Consider the following 20,642-nt stretch of genomic DNA (forward strand, 5'->3'; position numbering starts at 1 on the left):
CTCAATCGCTGATCAGGGCGAGTCCGCGCGCCGGTGTTCCCGGCGCGTGCGGGCGCGGCACGGACGCGCCGGGCGCCGCCGGACGCGTTTCGGCCAAGGGGGCGTGCGGTGTGCGTGGAACTCAGCGGCGAGGGGGCGTGCGGTGTGCCGTGGGACTTTGCCGGCGAGGCACCGCGCGGTGTGCCGTGGAACTTCAGCGGTGCGGTGCGGGGTTGTGTCTGCCCCGCACCACACCGGTGGGTCTCACTCGCCGCCGGTCACCACGGCCAGCGCCGTCGCCGGGTCGTGGGTGGCCGGGCCCGCGGGGGCCCAGCGGCCGCGTTCCTTGCGATAGGGCCACCAGCGGCCATCGTCCCCCTGCCGCAGTTGGGCGTCACCGCCGACCACGGTCCAGCGGTTACGGGCGGCCCGCAGTTGCGGCCGCTCGTCCTCGTCCCAGGCCGCGTCGAGGGCGGCACGCGCGCGTGCCAGGGCCTCGGCGCCGGGCGTCCACTCCTCCTCGAGGACGGACAGCGCGGCCGGTCCACCGAACTCCCAGGCCCGTACGGCCAGCGCGAGCCCGTCCTTGCCCCGGTCGGACACCGACGCGAGCCGCGTCGCCACCGGCGCGCCCGGCGCCGCGGCGGCCAGGCGCACGGCGTCCTCACCCGGCGTCAACTCCTCCCCGACCGGTTGCTGTTCGTGCCCGGGGGCGAGCGCTTCGGCCAGCAGGCGTTGCGCCTCCACGGACGCCTGCGCTGCGAGGAACTCGAGCGCCGCCACGTCGATGCCCGGCGCGGGCTCCGCCTCCGTGTCGAGCGACGGCGGCCGGCCCGGCTCTGAGGGCAGGGGAGGGAGGTCCGGCAGCGGAGGGAGGATGGCACCCTCGGCGTACGCCACATCGGCGTACACGCCCTCCTGGGCCTCCTCCTGCTCCTCCTCCGGGGTCTCCACGGCCTCCGCCTGCGCCACGCTGCGTACTTGCAGCTCGTCGAGGAGGTCGCGCTCCGCACGGCCGCGCATCAGGAGCAGCACGAACGGATCCTGGTCGAGCAGCCGGGCCAGCTGGTAGCAGAGCGCAGCCGTGTGCCCGCAGTGGTCCCACGCGTCACAGTCGCACTCGGGCTCCAGGTCGCCGATGCCCGGCAGGAGTTCGACGCCCGCGGCCGCCGCGTCCTCCACCAGGTGCGGCGGCATCTCGCGGTCGAGCAGCGCCGCGATGTGCCCGGCCCGCTCAACGGCCATGCCCAGGAAGCGGTCCCACTCGGCCTCGGTCAACTGCTGCAGCAGCACGTCCGAGCGGTGCGCGGTGCCGCCCGGGTCCTGGATGACCGCGGTGATGCGCCCCGGACGCACCGACACCGCACCCACGGCACCCGCGCGCGCGAGCCTGCGGCCCGTCTTGAGCTGCTGGGTGTCCAGCGCCGTGTCCTCCAGCGCCTTCAGCCAGGCCTGGCCCCACCAGCTCTGCGCGAACCCCCGCCCGTGCGCGGGTGGCAGGGCGGCGAAGGTGCGCTCGTGACGGCGCGCGCCCCGCCCGTGGCCGGACTCCTCGTGCGTCTCGTCGAACGCCTCGTCGAATGTCTCGCTCATCGCGTCCCCCCTCGCAGCTCCACCAGATCCGACAGTTCGGCGTCGGTGAGTTCGGTCAGTGCCGCCTCGCCGGCGCCGAGAACCGCGTCCGCCAACTCCCGCTTGCGCAGCAGCATGTCGGCGATCCGGTCCTCGATCGTCCCCTCCGCGATCAGGCGGTGCACCTGCACGGGCTGTGTCTGCCCGATGCGGTACGCACGGTCCGTGGCCTGCGCCTCGACGGCGGGATTCCACCAGCGGTCGTAGTGCACGACATGCTCGGCCCGCGTCAGGTTCAGCCCCGTGCCGGCGGCCTTCAACGACAGCAGGAAGACGGGCACTTCACCGTCCTGGAAGCGCTGCACCATCGCCTCGCGCGCCGCGATGGGCGTCCCGCCGTGCAGGAACTGGGTGGGCACGCCACGGGCTGCCAGATGCCGCTCGATGAGGCGCGCCATCTGGACGTACTGCGTGAAGACGAGCACGCCCGCGTCCTCGGCGAGGATCGTGTCGAGCAGCTCGTCGAGGAGTTCCAGCTTCCCGGAGCGCCCCTCGATCCGCGGCGCGTCCTCCTTGAGGAACTGCGCGGGATGATTGCAGATCTGCTTCAACCCGGTGAGCAGCTTGACGATCAGACCGCGGCGGGCGAAACCGTCGGCACCGGAGATCTCCGCGAGGGTCTCCCGCACGACGGCCTCGTACAGACCGGTCTGCTCCGTGGTGAGCGAGACGGCCCGGTCGGTCTCGGTCTTGGGCGGCAACTCGGGCGCGATGCCCGGGTCGGACTTGCGCCGGCGCAGCAGGAAGGGGCGTACGAGCTGGGAGAGCCGCTCGGCGGCCGCCGGATCCTTGCCGCCCTCGACGGCTTGCGCATAGCGGGTACGGAACGTGCCGAGCTTGCCGAGCAGCCCCGGTGTCGTCCAGTCGAGGATCGCCCACAGCTCGGAGAGATTGTTCTCCACGGGGGTGCCGGTGAGCGCCACGCGCGCGCGTGCGCCGATCGAGCGCAGCTGCTTGGCCGTCGCCGAGTACGGGTTCTTGACGTGCTGTGCCTCATCGGCGACGACCATGCCCCACGGGGCCTTGGCCAGGTTGTCCGCGTCAAGGCGCATGGTGCCGTAGGTGGTGAGCACGAACTCGCCGTCGGCCAGGTCCTCCAGGCCGCGCCGGGCGCCGTGGAAGCGGCGCACGGGGGTGCCGGGCGCGAACTTCTCGATCTCGCGCTGCCAGTTGCCCATCAGGGACGTCGGACAGACCACCAGGGTGGGTCCTGCGGAATCGGATTCCGTCTGCCGGTGCAGATGCAGGGAGATCAGCGTGATGGTCTTGCCGAGTCCCATGTCGTCAGCAAGGCAGCCGCCCAGGCCCAACGAGGTCATCCGGGCGAGCCAGTTGAGGCCGCGCAGCTGATAGTCGCGCAGATTCGCGGCGAGCGCCGCGGGCTGCCCGACGGGCTCCATGCCCTCCGGGTCGGCGAGGCGCTCGCGGAGCGTCGCGAGCCAGCCGGTCGGCTGGACGTCCACACGCTGCCCGGCCACTTCGGTGGTGCCGGTCAGCACGGCGCTCAGTGCGTCGATCGGGGTGACCTTGTGGTCCTGGTCCTCGCGAGCGCGCCGTGCCTCCTCGGGGTCGATGAGCACCCACTGGTCACGCAGGCGCACCACGGGACGGTTGGCCTCGGCGAGCAGGTCGAGCTCCGCGCGGGACAGCTCCTTGTCGCCCAGCGCGAACCGCCAGTTGAAGGCGAGCAGCGCGTCGGCGGAGAGGTGCGACGGAGTGTCCGACGACGGCTTGTCCGGGTCCTTGGCGTCGTCGTCGGGCGGGCCGATGACCGCGCGGGCGGTGAGGTTGCGCGCCAGCTCCTTGGGCCAGTGCACCTCGACGCCCGCGGCGGCGAGCATCCGCGAGCCTTCGCCGAGGAGCGCGGTCACTTCCTCGTCGGCGAGCTCGATGGCATCGGGCACGGTGGCCGAGAGCAGCGGGGCGAGCGGCGGCCACGCGCGCGTGGCGCGGCGCAGGGCGAGGAGCGCGTCCATCCGTGAGCGCGGTCCGAAGGCCTGCCCCGAGGCGGCCGAACCGGCCCAGACCTCGGCCGCGTCGGCGACGAGCGAGGGGTCGCTGACGCTGTGCATCTGCAGCACGGCGCGGAACGGCAGCCTGCTCTCGTCGGAGGTCTGCGCCACAAGCCCGGGGATCTCGACCCGCAGGGAGACGCGTACGCCCGCGTCGTGCCCGGCGGCGACATCCATGGCCCAGGGCCGCTGCTCGGGGATGTGCTGCGGCTGCGGCGCGGCGAAGGCCGGCGAGCCCCCGGCGACCGCGGCGGCGGGGGTGCGCGGCAGCGTGTCGGCGACCGCGTCGAGGAACTGGCGCAGCAGCCGCTCCGGTTGGGGCAGCCGCAGGGGCTCGGCGTCGCCCAGCGGAAGCGCGTGTGCGGCCGGAGGCATCGCCGCCGCGAGGTCGCGCAGACGCCGCAGGTCGTCGGCGCCCAGCGGGCCCGAGCGCCAGGCGTCGTGGTCGCTCGGCGTCAGGCCGGGCAACAGCAGGCCGCGTGCGGCCAGTTGCAGGGCGAGCACGCCCGCCGTCCCCCAGAAAGAGGCGGTCGGATGTGCATCGGCCGTGGCACGCGCGCGTGTCAGCGCCGGCAGCGCCGCGCGCACAGGCAGCAGGACTGCCGAGACGTCGACCGGCCGTGCCCCGTCGTCGCCGGGCACGGCGATGGTGAGCTCCTCGGTGGTGCCGGCCGCGACGGCGGGCGGCGCGTCGCCCTCCGGGTGCCAGAAGGCCACCCGGCCGGTGCGCGCCGGGTCGGCGGGCACGAACAGCACAGAACAGCGGGACAGTTCAGAGATCTCGGAAGGTGACACGGCGGGGAGTCTGTGCACAGCGATGGCGCATTCCTCAAACTTGACTACTGAGACCGGAGCGGCCGAGAGTACAGCACGCCGCCGGGTCCGCGGGAGTCCTCGCGCCGTGATCCCGATCACGCCACTCCGGAGGTGTACCTAACCCCACTGCGGGGCGGTGCTGGCCCCCTGCGGAAGACGGGTGAAGGCGCCATGGTTGCCCAAGGTCACCGGCTCATACGTTGAGTGAAGTCCGCCCGATCCAGTCACAGACCGGAGACCTCACCATGCCCCAGGCCGCCGCAGCAGTCGCGGAACGTTCCCCAGGCACCAGCGGAAGGCAGCCCGCCGGAAGCGATTTCGCACCCCTGCTGCGCACCGTCAAGGAGCAGGGTCTCCTTGGCCGCCGCAGCGGCTGGTACGCCTCGACCATCGCGGTCAACGCGGTGGCTCTGGCGGCGACGGCGGCAGGCATGTTCCTGATGGGGGGCTCCTGGTGGGTGTTGCTCCTCGCGCCCGTGCTCTCGGTGCTGTGCGCCCGCACTGCGTTCATCGGGCATGACGCGGGGCACTCCCAGATCTCCGGCGACCGAGGGGTGGGCCGCGCCCTCGGCCTGATTCACGGCAACCTCCTCCTGGGAATGAGTTCGGCCTGGTGGAACGACAAGCACAACCGCCACCACGCCAATCCCAACCACATAGAAAAGGACCCCGACGTCGCCGCGGACGTCCTCGTCTGGACCAGCAAGCAGGCCAGGGTCCGCGTCGGCTTCCGGCGCTGGCTCACCCGCAACCAGGCCTGGCTGTTCTTCCCCCTGACGCTGCTCCAGGGCGTCGCCATGAAGATCTACGGATTCCGGGATCTGCGCCGCCAGAGCCCGCGCGAGCGCGTCGTGGAGGGCCTTCTCCTGGTGGCCCACCTGGTCGGCTACGTGTCGCTGCTGCTCGTCACCATGCCCGTGGGGCACGCCATCGCTTTCGCCGCCATCCATCAGGCACTGTTCGGCCTGCACCTGGGGCTGGCCTTCGCGCCCAACCACAAGGGCATGGAGATGCCCGATCCCGACGGCGAGCGCTGGGGGCACCTCAGCCGCCAGGTCCTCACCTCGCGCAACATCCGCGGCAGCTTCCTGACCGACTGGTTCCTGGGCGGACTCAACTACCAGATCGAGCACCACCTCTTCCCGAGCATGCCCCGCCCCAGCCTGCGGCGCGCCCAGCCGTTGGTCCGCGCGCACTGCGCGGAGCTGGGTATGCCGTACACGGAGGCGGGATTCATCGACTCCTACCGGCAGGTGCTGCGCCACATGTACGAGGTCGGCGAGCCGCTGCGGGTGGAATAGCCACGAGGGCCGGGCCTCGAAAGCACCGCGGGCCGCCCTTCGGATCCCGGAAGCGGCTCAGGGTCATGTCAGGGTCGCGCCTCAGGGGTCTATCAGGGGAGCAGACTGGAACTGTGGGCGGCGCGATCCCGTTTCTCAAGACAGAGAGCGGCAGCAGCCGCGAAGGAGGCGACGCACATGTCGAAGAACGCGAAGATCGCCGCAGGAGGTGTGGCGGCCGGCATCATCCTGTTGATCTGGTTGCCCTGGTGGGCCGCCCTCCTGATCGTGCTGGGAGTCCCGGCCGCGGCGTATCTGACACTCGACCCGGCCCAGCGGCGCAGGCTGCGCCGCGTCTCACGCAAGGAGATAGGCCACTGACCGGCCGCTTCTGAGAAGGTGCCACGCCGGTCGGTCCGAGCCCGGCGCGCGGCAACCGGCGGCTTCCCCGCTCGTGGATCGGCCCACGGTGGATCCACGAGCGGAAAACCCGTTGCGCCACCCGCGGTTCGGCAGTGATCATGGCGCACATGACTTCCCGAGAGGAGGCCGTCCAGCGATCCCACGGTGATCGCTGATGGCCACATACGAGGCGTCGCAGACGCCGTCCCCGCAACCCCAACCCGCTCCCGCGCCGCTGACGTCGGCCTGGCTGAAGGCCCACTTCGACCCGCTGCCCTTCCCGGCCCGCATGAGCGCCCTGGCACGCTACGCCCGAGCGCTCACTCCAGAGGCGTACGCGAAACTCCGCGAGGCCCTCGCCGCAGGTGCCCCTGACGAGCGGCACACCGCGCTCTTCCTCGCCGTCACCCGGCGCGACCTCACCTCCATCGCCGACGCCCTGACCGACCCTCTTCTGCGCCGCCGTGCCCTCTCGGCCGCCATCCGGCTTCCCGTGCCGGAAGCGGCCTTGGAGGAGCTCGCGTTGAGCGACATCAAGCTGGCGCGGCACGAGACATTCCGTGTACTGCGGCTGAGCCGTCGCCGCGCGCTCGCCGCACACCTGCTGCCGCAGGTCCACGAACGGTACGGAGCCCGGGAGGCCGCACAGCTCCTGCCCGCATGCCCCGCCAGGACGGTCGCCGCGTGGCTGCCCCGGCTCGATCCGCCGCCAGGAGTGCTCAGCACACTGGCCCGCACCGCCCCGTACGCCGTCGCCGAATTCCTCGCCGCCCAATGGCAGAGCCTGGCCTCTCGCGAGCACCACCGCTTCACAGGCCGCCTCCGTGCGGTCGCGAGCATGGCCGCGGAACGCGACCCGGACGCCGGGCTGCTGCTCCTCGAACGGGCACCCGATCTCCTGACGGCACGAGCGGCACGCTCCCTGCTGCGCCGTCCGGCCCGCGTCCTCGCGATCCTGCGTGCCGCGCCACCTGACGCGAGCGGCTCACACCGCGAACTGCGCCTCTCCGTAAGCGCCTTGCCGTCGGCCACGCGGCGTGCCCTGCGTGAACTCCCACCGGCGGACCTCGTGGACCTGGCCCGCCGCAACCCCGTGAGGCCGCCGCGGTACCGAGGACCAGGGCGTCACGACATCGAACCGGACGGCCTGCTGGCGCTGCTGCCCGGCCCGGACCGACGTCGACTGGTCGAAGAACGCACCCGGCGCGGCCGCTCCATGCGCAGTGTCCCCATCGGCACGCTCGCGGCCCTTGAACCGACCGACCGGGCAGAGATCGTCGGTTCCTGGATGGAGCGCTGGTCGAACCAGGAATGGACAAGGAGCCGTCTGGCGGTCGCTCTCCCGCTCGCCCTGGGAGAGCCGTTGCTGCGCGACATGGCGGACCAGCACCGCGTCCACCACCGTCTGCATGCCTGGCCCGCGCTGCTGGCCTGTGCGGAACTGGAGGGCGACCCGGACGAGTTCGCGCGGATCGCCGTCGACTGCGAGCGAGCCTGGCACGACCAGGAAGAGGTGCGCAGGGCGGCCCTCCAGCAGCTCGCGGGAACCTCCCGGCGCCTACTCGCCGCACTGCCCGACCGGGTCCTGCGCGACGCGGTGATCACCACGGTCCAGTCCCGGGATTCGACCGCGCGCACGCTGGCCGCGGCCGAGCGATTGCTGCGCCGCGCCGTGCAGAGCGCCACCTCGGCCGGCGAGTGGAGGCGCGCCGCGTACGCGACGGAGTTGCTCTGTCAGGTCTTCGCCGACCCCCGCTCGCACCGACCCGTCGCCGCGCTGCACATCGACGAGGCAGCGGCACGAGCCCTCTGGCCCGCGACAGCGGTCGCCACACGAGCGCGCCCCGATCTCCGCACGGCCCTCGCCGAACTCCTCGCACCCCACCTCACCGCGTTGCCCGATCTCGACTCCTCGGTCCGGAGCATCGCCTTGGAGTCGGGCGACCCGGACCTCGCGGCCCGTGCCGCGGCGGCCTGGGTGGCACCCGCGCAGCTGCGGGAACAGCGCACAGCCGAACTGATCGGCCTCGACGCCTCGTTCATCGCGGTGCCGGTCATTCTGCGCACCCTCGTCACCCGGCGAACCGACCTGCTGGACTCCGTGCTGGCCGCAGCCCGGGACGGACTCACCGGCCGAGTACGTGCCCGGGCGTCCGCCTGGTCGGGCGCCCTGCACCCGGGCCCGACCGGCCGCTGGCTGCCCGCGCAGCGCCGCTCCTGGGACGAGCACCACGCGCGCGTGGCCACGGATGAACTGGCCCCGCTGCGCACCCGGGCCGACGCGGCGGCGCAACTGCGCGACGCCGAACTGCTCACCGCACTCGCGGAGTCGGCACCGCAGCCGGTCGCCGCGGCGGCGCTCGGGTCACTGGGCGAGGTGCCCGGCGTGGCGGACGACGTTGCCGCGCCCGCAACCGAGTCGCTGTTGGAGATCCTGCTGCGGCACGCCGCGACGGGCGGCGTACGGGGGCGTGCGGCCATGGCATCCGTCCGCCGGGTCCTGGCATCCATGCCGGACCCGGAAGCCGTCGCCCTGCTCGCCCCCGTCGCCGGCGCGGCAGACGCCCCCGTGGGCACCCGCAAGGAGGCCGTGCGTGCCCTGGGCGTCCTCACCGGTGCCGAGGCGTTCGGCGCCCTGGTGCGGGCCTGGGACGCGCCGGGCCAGCACCGTGACGTACGCGCCGTCATCGCACGCTTCCTCCTCGCCAGGATCGACCGTCCAGGCATCGCCGACCGTCTCGCCCGGGCGACGGACGAGGCCGCGGTCAGGGAAGCGGTGATCCAAGGGCGCGTGGGAGCCGTGGGTGAATCCGTGCGTGTCGCCTATACCGCTTTCCTTGCGCGCCTGGTGAAGGAGGGCACCCAGGACACCGCCGTCGCCGCGTGCCGGGCTCTGCCGGCCTGGTTCACACCGGAATCGACCGACGCCATGCGCGCCGTGGTCCACGTCATCACCGATCGGCAGCGATCCAAAAGGGAATGGGAGACGGCGGCCCAGCAGTTGCTGTGGTTCCCCTTGGACGTGGAAGGAGGGCCCATCCTCAGGGAGGCCATGCGCACGCTCCAGGAACGCGTGGATGCGGCCGGGGACCCGCACCTGAGGGCTGACGCACTCCGTCGTCTCGCGGGCATCGGGGAGTCCCTGCCGATCTCACGGGGTTCTGAGCGCTCGCTCCTCGTCGCCGACGCCGTGGCTCTCTCGCTGCGGGCCGTGGGCCTGTATCGCGAGGCGGCCGCACTGACATGGAAGACGGCGCTGGCCGCCATCCGGCACGGCGAACACCACGCGCAACGCTGGGAACAGCTCCTGGCCCTGGTCGAGGAACGCCCCGAACGGCTGCCCTTCTCCACGGGGGTCTCCGTCGAAGTGCCCACCCCACGCGCGCGTGCGGCCCTGCTCGCAACTGTCCGCCTGCTGCGCGAACGCGGCACCCCGGCGTCCGGGTTGCTGGCCCTCGAACTGGTCCGCGCCGGGAGCCGCGCAACATCGTGGGACGAGACCTGGCGCGCTGAACTCGCGGCCCTCCGCGAGCACGAGGACGACGACACGGCCATGGCGGCGATGCTCGTCGATCCGGGACCGCTCCGCTGACGCAGAGCCAGGGGCGGTCCGAACCAGCGGGGATCAGGCGGGGCGCACGGCCATCTTGTCGAGCGCTTCGAGGAGCTCGGGAAGTTCGGCCCCACGCCCAACGGGCAGCACCTCGCCCGGCTCCTCGTCCAGCAGAACGAACGCGATGTCGTCGGTCCTGGCCACCAGCGACCAGCCAGGACCGTCGGCGCGCAGCGTGCGGGCCTCTCCGGAGGCGAACGACGACCGCACGCGCCCCAGCGGCGGGGGAGTGGTCACATACGCCCGTGCCTCCGCCATGACCCGACGCACGCCGGTGATCGGCCCGTCCCCGGCATCCGCGTCGTCGCTCTCCGAAGAGGCCTCCTTGCCGGAGTCCTCCTGTGGTGCCTCGGCATGCGCATCCGCGTCGTCCGGCCGGAAGTCGGCGTCGTCGATCTGGTCGCGCCAGGCAGCCCACTGCAACGCGATCTCGTCGGCCCCCAGCCGCCGTTGGGCGGGTCCCCAGGTGTCGGTCTGCGGGGGCGAGAGCGGCGTGAGATCCGGGTCCTCGGGGCCCGGTTCGGGGTCATGGGGAGCGGGCACACCGGGCGCGGCGACGGCCACCGCCAAGGGCCAGCCGGGCAGCGCGGCGACCACCGTGCGTTCATCGGGTGACAGGTCGTACTCCATGCCGCAGTCCCACGACGCGATCGCCACGGCGACGAGCGACACATCGTCGACGACGACCGTCCACCGGGCTCCGGCGCCGTCCTGACCGAGCACCAGGCCGTACCCGGCGGCCAGCGGCGCGAGCCCCAGGGCCGCACACGCCTCCGGATAATCGTCACCGAGCACGCTCGGGAACTTCGCGGGTGTCAGCAGCACCGCGGTCAGCACGTACAGCGCGTCGTCCTCGGCGGCGACTGCGTCGTCCGTTCCGGCCATGCCAGCCTCCCCATCGCTTCATCCGTCGGCGCACCCTAACCACTGGTCCGCTTGATCGTCGAGGGGTGGATGACCAGGAAATTCACTCGCCGGCCTCGTTCCGCATGCCTACGCTGGCTGTCATGCCCAGAGCCAGTTCGCACTTCGTCTGTCTGCCGTGCCGCGCTTCTTTCAAGAAGGCGGCCGACTACGGACGCGTGCGCGTCGACATCTGCCCCCGGTGCGGCGGTCAGTTGCTCAACGCGGGCTCTGCGCTTGCGGTGCCCAAGCGACGTGACGTTGCGGCATGGCGCGCCCTGGGCGCCGTCCTGACCGCCGGGCTGCGCTTCCGGCAGGACTGCTGCGGCTGGGGCCCCGGCTATCGCCCCCGCACGCCGCGGGAGGTACGGGAACGGCTCGCCCACGCGGCCGAGACGGGCAACCCTGTCAGTGAGGCGCTGGCCTGCCCCGACCCCACGCACACGGACGTCAGGCGGCAGGCAGGCCGAGGAGCGTACGCGCCACGTCTTTCGGCGACTCGTCGCGCTCCCGGGCGAGGGCGATGACAGCGCGGCACGCCAGCTCGCTGACACCGAAGGACAAGGCTTCCGGCGACACCCAGCCGGTGGCCTCGTCCATCTGGTCCTGGTCGTCCTCCGCGCAGGCCGCCACGTAGACCGCGGCCGCCTCGAAGAGGTTGTGGGCACGCTCCTTCTCGGCGTGCTCGGTCTCCTCCGTGCGCCACCACTTGCGCAGCTTGTCGAACATGCGAGCCACCTTCCCCCGGGCGCTGGCCGGCGCCGTTGATCATCCATCTTACGTACCCCAAAGTAGAGTTGGAGTTCCGTCGACTGAAGGGGGACCGCGCGGTGAAGCGCTATGAGCGGCTCAAGGAGATCCGGCGTCTCGACCCGGAGAAGGACGCTCTGAAGATCTATCGGCTCTCCGCGGCGTACGAGTTCCCCTGGGACTTCACCCGCGCCCTTGAGCTGGCGCTCTATCGCACCTACGCCGTTCCCAGCATCGGCCGACTCCTCGCCGAGACCGCGGAACTGACGGACCGTACGCAGAAGCGGTACGACGACACGTCCCTGCTCCTCGACGCCGTCGTCGAGCACGGTTTCGGCACGGACGAGGGCCGCGGCGCGATCCGCCGCATCAACCAGATGCACCGCAGCTACGACATCAGTAATGAAGACATGCGGTACGTACTGTGTACCTTCGTGGTGATGCCCAAGCGCTGGATCGACGCCTACGGATGGCGCCGGCTTTCCCGCCACGAGACGGTCGCCGCCGCCGTCTACTACCGCACCCTGGGGCGGCACATGGGCATCCAGGACATCCCGGAGTCCTACGAAGACTTCGAGCGCTGTCTCGATGCCTACGAAGAGGCCCACTTCGCGTGGGACGAAGGCGCGCGCCGGGTCTCCGACGCGACCCTCGACCTCATGGCCTCCTGGTATCCGCGCGCCCTGGCGCCCTTGTTGCGCGCCTCGACCCTCGCCCTGCTGGACGAGCCCCTGCTGCGTGCCTTCCGCTACGAGCCGCCGGGTGCCGCCGCCCGCAAGCTGGTCAGAGGCGCCGTCCGGCTGCGCGGCCGTGCGGTGCGCCTGCTGCCGCCGCGCACCGCACCGCATTACGCCCGGCAGAACTGGGAGATCAAGGGGTACCCGAACGGCTATCGAGTGGGCGAGCTCGGCACGTTCCCGGTGCCGGGGGTGCGGGGCTGCCCGGTGCCGCACGGCGATGCGGCCGCCGCCGCTTCAGCGGAGTGAATCCAGCGTCGCCCGCAGCCAGTTGAGTTCGGCCCGGCTCGTCGCCCGGGCGATGGTGAGGACGCCGCGCCGGAACGGGTCGTCCAGTTCCTCGGCGCGCAGGGGGCGGTCGCCGTCGTAGAAGAAGCTGGCGGGCTCCTCCAGGAAGGCCAGTCGGCGCCGCAGGACCGCGGCTTGTGCCGCCTTGTCGTCCAAGTGGCGCAGGAAGGCCAGGACGGTGAACCAGCGGTTCTCGTCGGTGATGTCCGCCTGCCCCGGTTCCGCGAGTCTGCGGCGCAGCTCGCGCCGCCCTTCCGCGGTGAGACTCAGGACGTGCCGGGGAGCCGCCCCTGATCCGGGCTGCGTCTCACGGGCGAGGAGGCCGGCCTTCTCGAGCCGCTTGATGGCGGGGTACAGCGTGCTCTCCGCGACCGGACGCACGTGCCCTGTCAGTGCTGTGATGCGTTTGCGCAGCTCATAGCCGTGCAGTGGCGCGTCGTAGAGGAATCCGATGATGGCCAGTTCGAGCATGCGGTGCATTGTGCCGTACAGCCGCTGTACCTCGCTGACGCAATACATCGACACCGATGTATTCTTCTGGCGGCCGACATGCACGAGAGCGGGGGAGCGGCGATGCACGAGACAAGGTTCGACGCACAGGGAAGCTGTGTCCGCTGGACAGAAGCTGACGGCTCGGGCCCGGCCCGGGTGTACGTGCACGGGCTAGGCGCGGCATCGAGCGTCTACCACGCGCACATCGCGGCCAGGCCCGAACTGGCCGGACGCCGATCACTCTTCGTCGACCTGCCGGGCCACGGCATCAGTGACCGGCCGGCGGACTTCGGCTACACACTGGAGAACCACGCGGACGCCCTGGCCGCGGTGTTGGACGAGGCGGAGATCTCGGGAGCGGAGATCGTCGCGCACAGCATGGGCGGCTCCGTGGCCATCGCGCTGGCGCACCGACGAGGGGACCTTGTGTCACGGCTCCTCCTCACCGAAGCCAATCTCGATCCGAACCCGGTCGCGACGGCGGGCAGCAGCGGAATCGCCTCCTACGAAGAGGAGGATTTCGTCACCGACGGCTACGCGCGCGTGCTGGACAAGGTAGGCCCCAAGTGGGCGGCGACCATGCGCCTCGCCGACCCCCGCGCCCTGCACCGCAGCGCGAAGGGGCTCGTGAGAGGGACACGCCCCACGATGCGCAGGATGCTCATGGATCTGCCCATGGAGCGAGTCTTCGTGCAGGGCGCGCTGAGTGGCGAACTGGACGGCCGGGACGAGCTGGTCGCCTCCGGAGTGCGGGTGGTCACCGTCCCGGAGGCCGGGCACAACGTCATGTTCGACGATCCGGATGCCTTCGTGTCGGCTGTCGCCGGGTGACCGACCCGCCCAGGTGACGCGCTCGGCCTACGCCTCTACAGGGCGGATTCCGTCCAGGTGACCGGTAGTTCGTGCACTCCGTAGATGTTCATGTCGCTCCGGAGCTTCACCTCGCCGGCGGGGATGGTGAGCTTGAGGCTCGGGAAGCGACGCAGCAGTCCCTCGAAAGCGGCGCGCATCTCGATGCGGGCCAACTGCTGGCCGAGGCATTGGTGAATGCCGTGGCCGAAGGACGTGTGACCGCGGGTCTGGCGGTGGATGTCCAGCGTGCCGGGGTTGTCGAAGCGCTGGGGATCGCGGTTGGCGGCCAGCAGCGACACAACTACCGTCGATCCCTTGGCGATTGTCTCGCCGCCGAGTTCGATGTCCTCCGTGGCATAGCGATAGAAGATGTCGGCAACGGACAGGTAGCGCATGAGTTCCTCCACCGCGCCGGGCATCAGCTCCGGGTCGGCCCGCAGCTCGGCGAGCTGCTCGGGGTGCTCCAAGAGCGCGAAGGTGCCGAGGCTCAGCATGTTGGCTGTGGTCTCATGGCCCGCGAGCAGCAGCAGGAAGGCGGCGCCGGTCAGCTCCTCGATGGTGAGGTCGTCGTGGCGGGCCAGGTCGGACAGGATGTCTTCGCCGGGTTCGGCGCGCTTACGCGTGACCAGTTCGGCCAGGTACGTGGTCAGGCCGGTGTACGCGGCCATCTTGTCTTCGAGCCCGATGTCCCTCTCCATGAACCTGGCGGAGTTGGTCTGGAAAGTCTCCCGGTCCTCGTAGGGGACGCCGAGCAGTTCGCAGATCACCAGGGACGGCACCGGCAGCGCGAACTCCTTGACCAGGTCGATGGGCGGGGCAAGGCGCGCCACCTCGTCCAGTTGCCGCTCGGCGATGTCGACGATGCTCTCTTCGAGCTGCTTCATGCGCTTGACGGTGAAGGCGCCGGTGAGCTTGCGCCGCAGCCGCGTGTGGTCCGGCGGGTCCATGGCGATGAATACGCCCGGGATCTGCGGGGACGGCTCGGTCACGGCGGGCATGCCGGGGACCTCGTACGGCACGCGGACGGGGCCGAGGTCCTGGCGGGAGCTGAACCGAGTGTCGGCCATGAGCCGGCGGACTGCCTCGTAGCCGGTGACGAGCCAGCCCTCGTGGCCGTCGGTGAAGATCAGGGGGCTGACAGGGCGGGCCTCGCGCAGCGCGGTGATCTGGCTCGGCGGGTCGAAGGGGCCCGCATCGCGCTCCATGGGGAGGCCGTGCGGGATGGGAGCCGGTTGCGTCATCGGATTTCCTTCCGTGGCGGTTGGTGTGGCAACACTCGCCGACGGAGCAGACATACGGCTGTCACGGCCCTGACACCGACCATGAGGGCATCTCTCTAGGTCTTGCCCAGCTCCTCCTCGATCCAGTTGATCCCGAAGTTAACGACCTCATCGGCTTCGAAGAGATGGCATTCGGCCGCGCCGACCAGCCCCGAGATGCCGATTCCGGCGCCGAGCATGTCCTGGGCGATGGCATCGAAGGGGTCCTGCCCCTGGGGGACCGCGGAGGAGTAGTCGAAGGCGCCGGCCGAGGAGTCGATGTCGTGGAAGCGACGCCAGCCCCGCTCGCCGTCGACAAGGATCGGCTGTTCGTAGTCGACGAATCGCTTTCCGGGAGCTTCGGCGAGTGCCTCGGCATGGTGCAGGACCGTGAGGGAGTCCAGCGGGGCGCCCAGCAGGAGAACCCGGCCGCCCATGGTGACGAGCCGGGCCAACGGGCTGCCCGGGCCGTGCGGATCGTCCCAGGGGTGGTCGGCCATCAGCGCGGTCGCCGATGCGCCCAGTGCGGCGAAACTGGCATCGGGATGACGGCTGCGCACAGCCCCTGGCCACCTGCGGAGAGCTTCCGGCAGCCGTCCGTAGTCGTGATCCGCTTCGCTGATCCGGGGGTCGTACGCGGGGTGTTCGGCCCGCAGGGCGTCCTGCCAGGCTCGTGGCCAGTCGGAGAAGCCGTAGGGCAGCGCGTCGTTCCAGCCGCAGGTCACCATCAGGGTGCCCTGCTCGCCGACGACATCGCGTAGGGCACCGATGAGCGTCTGGGCGCCGCCGGCCACGTATCCGACGGCGGACATCTGCGTATGGAACATGACGATGTCGCCGTCGGTGAGGCCGAGCGCGGTCAGGTCATGGATGAGCCGACTGCGGGTGATCGGGCCGTCGGAGCGCTTGAGCAAGGCCTCTTCGTCCATGCAGCCGACGGTATCTGCCGGGCGTGGGCGGAGGACAACGGCGTAGATCGCCCCGGCCCTCACGGAGATGAAGCCCCTGGCGGCCGCCCCGCGTCAGTCCTGTCGCACCGCCAGCGCCAGGAACCGTGCGTCCTCATCGACATACGACGTCATCTGCCAGCCCGAAGTGGCGAGCAGGGGGCGAAGGTTGGCCTCGGCGCGCAGGTCGTCCGGGGTGATCTGGCGGCCCTGCCGCGCGGCGAGTGCCGCACGGCCGATGGGGTGGAAGAGCGCGAGGAGCCCTCCGGGGCGTACGACACGGCTCAACTCCCGCAAGTTCCGCGCCGGATCCGGAAGGTGGGAGATCAGACCGGCGCCGAACACCGCGTCAAGGCTCCCGCTGCGCAACGGGAGCCGGGTCACGTCAGCGAGCAGGAGCTGCCCGTCGCGGTCCCTGCCCGCCCGTACGGCGGCCTCCAGCATGGCGGGGGTCAGGTCGATGCCGAGTACGACTCCTGAGGGCCCCACGGCGTCCCTGAGCGCGGGCAGAGCACGTCCAGTGCCGCACCCGGCATCCAGGACACGGGCGCCCGGCCGCAACGCGAGTTCGGTGGCCGCGGCCCGGTAGGCGGGGCCGTCGTCGGGGAACCTGCTGTCCCAGTTGGCCGCACGGGCGGCGAAGAAGTCACGGACGCGTGTCTGGTCATCGCTCATGTGGACATGATTGCTCAACGACGCGCATGCGCGTCCTGGGCGCACGTTCGAGCGTGACGCGATCGTTCAGGAGCCTCTCTCTGTCATATTCCAACACCTTTCGAACTGCGCCCTCGTTGTGCGCCCCCGCCAGGACTAGCGTCCCGGAGCCATGGGACACCTGGACCACGCCACCTTCGGTTGGCTGACACCCGTGCTGTCGTACGCGATGGCCTGTATCGGCGCCGCCCTCGGGCTGCGCTGCACCGTCCGTGCCCTCGCCGCCACGGGTAGGTCACGGCGCAACTGGCTGATCACCGCGGCCTCCGCCATCGGCACCGGCATCTGGACGATGCACTTCGTGGCGATGCTCGGCTTCGGTGTCAGCGGCACGGAGATTCACTACAACGTGCCGCTGACCATCCTGAGCCTCGTCGTCGCCATGACCGTCGTGGGAGGGGGCGTCTTCGCCGTGGGCTACGGCCGTGACCGCGGGCGCGCGCTGGCGCTCGGCGGGCTGACCACCGGGCTCGGCGTCGCCAGCATGCACTATCTGGGCATGGCCGCCCTGCGGCTGCACGGCGAGGTGAGCTACGACCCGGTGCTGGTCGGCCTCTCCGTAGTGATCGCCGTCGTCGCCGCGACCGCGGCCCTGTGGGCGGCGCTCAACATCAAGTCGCCCCTCGCGGTCGCCGTCGCGTCCCTGGTCATGGGCGGTGCGGTGAGCAGCATGCACTACACCGGAATGATGGCGGTGAGCGTGCGGGTCAGCGAGTCGGGCGGGGCGCTGCCCGGGGCCACGACGATGCAGTTCATCTTCCCCCTCGCCGTCGGCCTCGGGTCCTATCTCTTCCTGACCTCGGCGTTTGTCGCACTGTCCCCGACTGCGGGGGAGCGCGAGGCCTCCGTGTCGGCCCAGCGGCCGGTGGAGAGCGCCGCCCGATAGCGGCGCACCTGGACCGGTCACGGCCGGGCGGGCACACGCCCCGAAATCTCTTCGAGCGAGGAGGCCATGCGTACACCCCGTAGGACCCCCGAAACCGCCGACGGCACCCTGCCGCCGGGGCCCGTGGCACCGGCGCGCGGCCGCCGCGCGCACGCGGGACCGCCCGCCGACGAACGCCCTGACGCGGAAGCCCCCTTGGAGCCAGGACCGCCCACGACCTCAGCTGCCCGCAAAGGACGCCGGTGGCCGCGCCCCCGCACCGTGCGAGCCAAGATCGTGTGCCTCCTGATGGTGCCGGTCGTGTCGCTGCTCGCCCTGTGGGGATACGCGACGGTCAGTACGGCCCAGGACGTGGCGCGGCTGCGGCAGTTGCAGCGCGTCGACGCCGAGGTGCGCGGCCCGGTTGACGCAGCCGTCGCCGCACTCCAAGCCGAGCGGGTGGCCGCCGTGCGCTACGCGACGGAACCCGCGCCCGACCGTGCCGCCGACCTCAAGAGGCAGGCCGAACGGACCGACCGCGCGGTGTCGAAATTGCGTCGTGGCGATCAACGGACGGTCGCCGACGGCGCCGACCTGCCCACCGGTGTGGCCGCCCGGCTCGAAACGTTCGTCTCCGGAGCGGAGGGACTGAGCACGCTGCGCACCGAAGTGCTTGACGGGGGCACCGGCTGGGACACGACGTACGGGCAGTACACGAAGACCATTTCGGCCGCCTTCGGAGTGGGCGGCGCCCTCACCGGCATCCAGGACGCCGAACTCGGCTCCGAGGCACGCGTGCTGCTCGAATTCTCCAGGGCGGGCGAGATGCTGGCACGCGAACACGTGGTGTTGTCCAGCGCCCGGCTCGCCGGCTCGCTCGACGGCGAGCGGCTGCGTCAGTTCACCGGCGCCGTCGAGACCCGGCGGACCCTGACGGAGTCGGCCGTGGCGGATCTGCGCGGACCCGAACGGGCGGCGTGGCACGACCTCGTGGAGGGGAGCGCGTACGCCGATGTGCGCGCCGTCGAGGAGAAGGTGCTCGTCGCGTCGCCGGGCCGTGCGGCGGCTGACGCGGCTCCGGCCGGCAAGTGGGACACCGCTCACGCCTCGGTGCGGGACGAGTTCCGCGCGATCGAGATGGGCGCGGGCCGCAGCGCCGCCGACCGCGCCGACCCGTTCACCCGCGGTGTGCTCACCGCGGCGGGCGCCGCCGTGCTCCTGGGGCTCGCGGCCGTCGCCGCATCGCTGGTCATCTCCGTACGCATCGGACGCGGCCTGGTGATCGAGCTGATGAGCCTGCGCAACGGCGCACTGGAGATCGCCCGCCGCAAACTCCCGCAGGCCATGCGGAGGTTGCGGGCCGGCGAGGAGATCGACGTCCGTGCCGAAGCACCGCCGGGGCCGGCGGCGGAGGACGAGACGGGACAGGTCTACGAAGCGCTCGGCACCGTGCACCGGGCCGCCCTGCGTGCCGCCATCGAGCGCGCGGAACTGGCCAGCGGCATCTCCGGGGTCTTCGTCAACCTCGCGCGCAGGAGCCAGGTCCTCGTCCACCGTCAGCTCAGCCTCCTCGACAGCATGGAGCGCAGGGCCGACGACCCGAACGAGCTCAGTGACCTCTTCCGGCTCGACCACCTCACCACTCGGATGAGGCGGCATGCGGAGAGCCTGATCATCCTCTCCGGAGCCGCACCGGGACGCGCCTGGCGCATGCCCGTCTCCCTGACGAACGTCGTCCGGGCCGCCGTCTCCGAAGTCGAGGACTACGCGCGCGTGGAGGTACGACAACTCCCCGGAGCCTCTGTCATCGGCACGGCGGTAGCCGACCTCACCCACCTGCTGGCCGAACTCGTCGAGAACGCCGCCCAGTTCTCACCACCGCACACCAAGGTGCGCGTCACCGGCGAACCGGTCGGCAACGGCTACGCCGTGGAGATCGAGGACCGTGGCCTCGGCATGGGCGGGGAGACCCTCGCCGAGGCCAACCGCCGCGTCGAGCAGTCCGAAGCGCTCGACCTGTTCGACAGCGACCAGCTCGGGCTCTTCGTGGTCAGCAGGCTCGCCGCCCGGCACGGGATCAAGGTGCATCTCCGTACGTCCCCCTACGGCGGCACCACCGCCGTCGTCCTGCTGCCCACCGCCCTGCTCCAGAGCAGCACAGCAGAGAGCACCCAGACCCACACCATGGAACGCGAACGTGACCAGCACGAGCACGAGCACGCGCGCGTGCCGGGTGCGGCGGCGCCCATGAACGGCAACTCCGTTCCCGCAGGCGCCGCACGCCCCGCACTCGCCCCATCGGCCGAAGCCACGGCGACGACTCCCACACCCCCCGGCGTCACCGCGCTCCGGCTGCACAAGCCACCGGAACCGGACACCGCCGGCGATCAGGACGCCTCGGACGACCTCCCGCGCCGCGTACGCCAGGCGAGCCTCGCGCCCCAACTGCGCGAACAGCGCCCCGAAGAACCGTCATTGGCCGAGGGCATCCGCGAGGACGCCGAACGCACCCCTGAAGAGGTGCGGGACCGCATGGCCGCCTACCGCGACGGCTGGGCCCGCGGCGGTGGCCGCCGCCCGGGCATCGTCGGCGCGGTCCCCGACACCTCAGGGCCCGAACCGGCCGACAGCACCGAAGGAGACCAGGCATGATCCAGGACCAGAGCATCGGCACCGGGCGGTCCGGCGAACTCGACTGGCTGCTGGACGACTTGGTCCTGCGCGTCGGCGAGGTACGGCGTGCCGTGGTGCTGTCCAACGACGGGCTCGCCGTCGGCGCGTCGACCGCCCTCACCCGCGAGGACGCCGAGCACCTCGCCGCGGTCGCCTCGGGATTCCACAGCCTGGCCAAGGGCGCGGGCCGGCACTTCGGGGCGGGGGGAGTGCGCCAGACCATGGTCGAGATGGACGACGGCTTCCTGTTCGTCGCGGCTGCGGGCGACGGCTCCTGCCTCGCCGTACTCAGCTCGGTGACCGCCGACATCGGCCTGGTCGCCTACGAGATGGCACGCCTGGTCAAGCGGGTGGGCGAGCACCTCTACACCCCTCCGCGGTTCGCCGCGCAGCCACCGGCCGTCGGATGAGACAGGGCGGTCGACACA

At 71.5% G+C, this 20,642-nt stretch carries 16 protein-coding genes; 8 read left to right on the top strand and 8 right to left on the bottom strand.

What is annotated here, in order from left to right:
• Window positions 1–243: 243 nt before the first annotated feature.
• Window positions 244–1,572: an SWF or SNF family helicase gene (locus tag AB0O76_RS27655; RefSeq protein WP_365496468.1), complete on the bottom strand. Its 1,329-nt coding sequence runs from the start codon at window positions 1,570–1,572 to the stop codon at window positions 244–246.
• A complete protein-coding gene (locus AB0O76_RS27660; protein ID WP_365496470.1) occupies window positions 1,569–4,436 on the bottom strand; it encodes a DEAD/DEAH box helicase in 2,868 nt (955 codons plus the stop codon). The genes AB0O76_RS27655 and AB0O76_RS27660 overlap by 4 nt, the downstream gene beginning before the upstream one ends.
• A 248-nt stretch (window positions 4,437–4,684) precedes the next feature.
• On the opposite strand from AB0O76_RS27660, the gene AB0O76_RS27665 reads away from it, so the two are divergent.
• The 3 genes from AB0O76_RS27665 (at window position 4,685) to AB0O76_RS27675 (ending at window position 9,713) form a co-directional block, all read left to right on the top strand.
• Complete coding sequence (locus AB0O76_RS27665; protein WP_365496472.1) at window positions 4,685–5,740, top strand: acyl-CoA desaturase; 1,056 nt, start codon at window positions 4,685–4,687, stop codon at window positions 5,738–5,740.
• A gap of 177 nt (window positions 5,741–5,917) precedes the next feature.
• A complete protein-coding gene (locus AB0O76_RS27670; RefSeq protein WP_190080005.1) occupies window positions 5,918–6,100 on the top strand; it encodes a hypothetical protein in 183 nt (60 codons plus the stop codon).
• 196 nt (window positions 6,101–6,296) lie between these two features.
• Entirely contained in the window at window positions 6,297–9,713 is a 3,417-nt protein-coding gene (locus AB0O76_RS27675; protein WP_365496474.1) for a hypothetical protein, read from the top strand.
• A 33-nt stretch (window positions 9,714–9,746) separates the two neighbouring features.
• Here the strand turns inward: AB0O76_RS27675 and AB0O76_RS27680 are convergent, their stop codons facing one another.
• Both AB0O76_RS27680 and AB0O76_RS27685 read right to left on the bottom strand, forming a co-directional pair.
• Window positions 9,747–10,619, bottom strand: coding sequence for a hypothetical protein (locus tag AB0O76_RS27680; RefSeq protein ID WP_365496476.1), 873 nt, complete (start codon window positions 10,617–10,619; stop codon window positions 9,747–9,749).
• Window positions 10,620–11,087: 468 nt separating this feature from the next.
• The gene (locus AB0O76_RS27685; protein ID WP_365496478.1) at window positions 11,088–11,366 is read right to left on the bottom strand and encodes a hypothetical protein; all 279 of its coding nucleotides are present in this window, start codon (window positions 11,364–11,366) and stop codon (window positions 11,088–11,090) included.
• A gap of 101 nt (window positions 11,367–11,467) precedes the next feature.
• Between AB0O76_RS27685 and AB0O76_RS27690 the strand changes: the two genes are divergently transcribed.
• On the top strand, window positions 11,468–12,373 hold the full coding sequence (locus tag AB0O76_RS27690) for an oxygenase MpaB family protein (protein ID WP_365496480.1): 906 nt from the start codon (window positions 11,468–11,470) through the stop codon (window positions 12,371–12,373).
• Here AB0O76_RS27690 and AB0O76_RS27695 read toward each other — a convergent pair.
• Window positions 12,362–12,883: a PadR family transcriptional regulator gene (locus AB0O76_RS27695; RefSeq protein ID WP_365496482.1), complete on the bottom strand. Its 522-nt coding sequence runs from the start codon at window positions 12,881–12,883 to the stop codon at window positions 12,362–12,364. The genes AB0O76_RS27690 and AB0O76_RS27695 overlap by 12 nt on opposite strands.
• 102 nt (window positions 12,884–12,985) lie before the next feature.
• Between AB0O76_RS27695 and AB0O76_RS27700 the strand changes: the two genes are divergently transcribed.
• On the top strand, window positions 12,986–13,735 hold the full coding sequence (locus tag AB0O76_RS27700) for an alpha/beta hydrolase (protein ID WP_365496484.1): 750 nt from the start codon (window positions 12,986–12,988) through the stop codon (window positions 13,733–13,735).
• Between the two features lie 35 nt (window positions 13,736–13,770).
• Here AB0O76_RS27700 and AB0O76_RS27705 read toward each other — a convergent pair whose 3' ends face one another.
• From AB0O76_RS27705 to AB0O76_RS27715, 3 genes are all read right to left on the bottom strand, one after another.
• A complete protein-coding gene (locus AB0O76_RS27705) occupies window positions 13,771–14,997 on the bottom strand; it encodes a cytochrome P450 (protein ID WP_365496486.1) in 1,227 nt (408 codons plus the stop codon).
• A gap of 95 nt (window positions 14,998–15,092) precedes the next feature.
• On the bottom strand, window positions 15,093–15,944 hold the full coding sequence (aac(3), locus tag AB0O76_RS27710) for an aminoglycoside 3-N-acetyltransferase (RefSeq protein WP_365496488.1): 852 nt from the start codon (window positions 15,942–15,944) through the stop codon (window positions 15,093–15,095).
• Between the two features lie 93 nt (window positions 15,945–16,037).
• Window positions 16,038–16,637: a class I SAM-dependent methyltransferase gene (locus AB0O76_RS27715; protein ID WP_365496490.1), complete on the bottom strand. Its 600-nt coding sequence runs from the start codon at window positions 16,635–16,637 to the stop codon at window positions 16,038–16,040.
• Between the two features lie 151 nt (window positions 16,638–16,788).
• On the opposite strand from AB0O76_RS27715, the gene AB0O76_RS27720 reads away from it, so the two are divergent.
• The 3 genes from AB0O76_RS27720 (at window position 16,789) to AB0O76_RS27730 (ending at window position 20,624) form a co-directional block, all read left to right on the top strand.
• Window positions 16,789–17,562: an MHYT domain-containing protein gene (locus tag AB0O76_RS27720; RefSeq protein WP_365496492.1), complete on the top strand. Its 774-nt coding sequence runs from the start codon at window positions 16,789–16,791 to the stop codon at window positions 17,560–17,562.
• 66 nt (window positions 17,563–17,628) lie between these two features.
• A complete protein-coding gene (locus tag AB0O76_RS27725; RefSeq protein ID WP_365496494.1) occupies window positions 17,629–20,193 on the top strand; it encodes a nitrate- and nitrite sensing domain-containing protein in 2,565 nt (854 codons plus the stop codon).
• Window positions 20,190–20,624, top strand: a complete 435-nt coding sequence (locus AB0O76_RS27730; RefSeq protein WP_365496496.1) for a roadblock/LC7 domain-containing protein — start codon at window positions 20,190–20,192, stop codon at window positions 20,622–20,624. The genes AB0O76_RS27725 and AB0O76_RS27730 overlap by 4 nt, the downstream gene beginning before the upstream one ends.
• Window positions 20,625–20,642 lie beyond the last annotated feature (18 nt).

It is taken from the genome of Streptomyces sp. NPDC086554 (assembly GCF_040686095.1).
Lineage (GTDB): Bacteria > Actinomycetota > Actinomycetes > Streptomycetales > Streptomycetaceae > Streptomyces.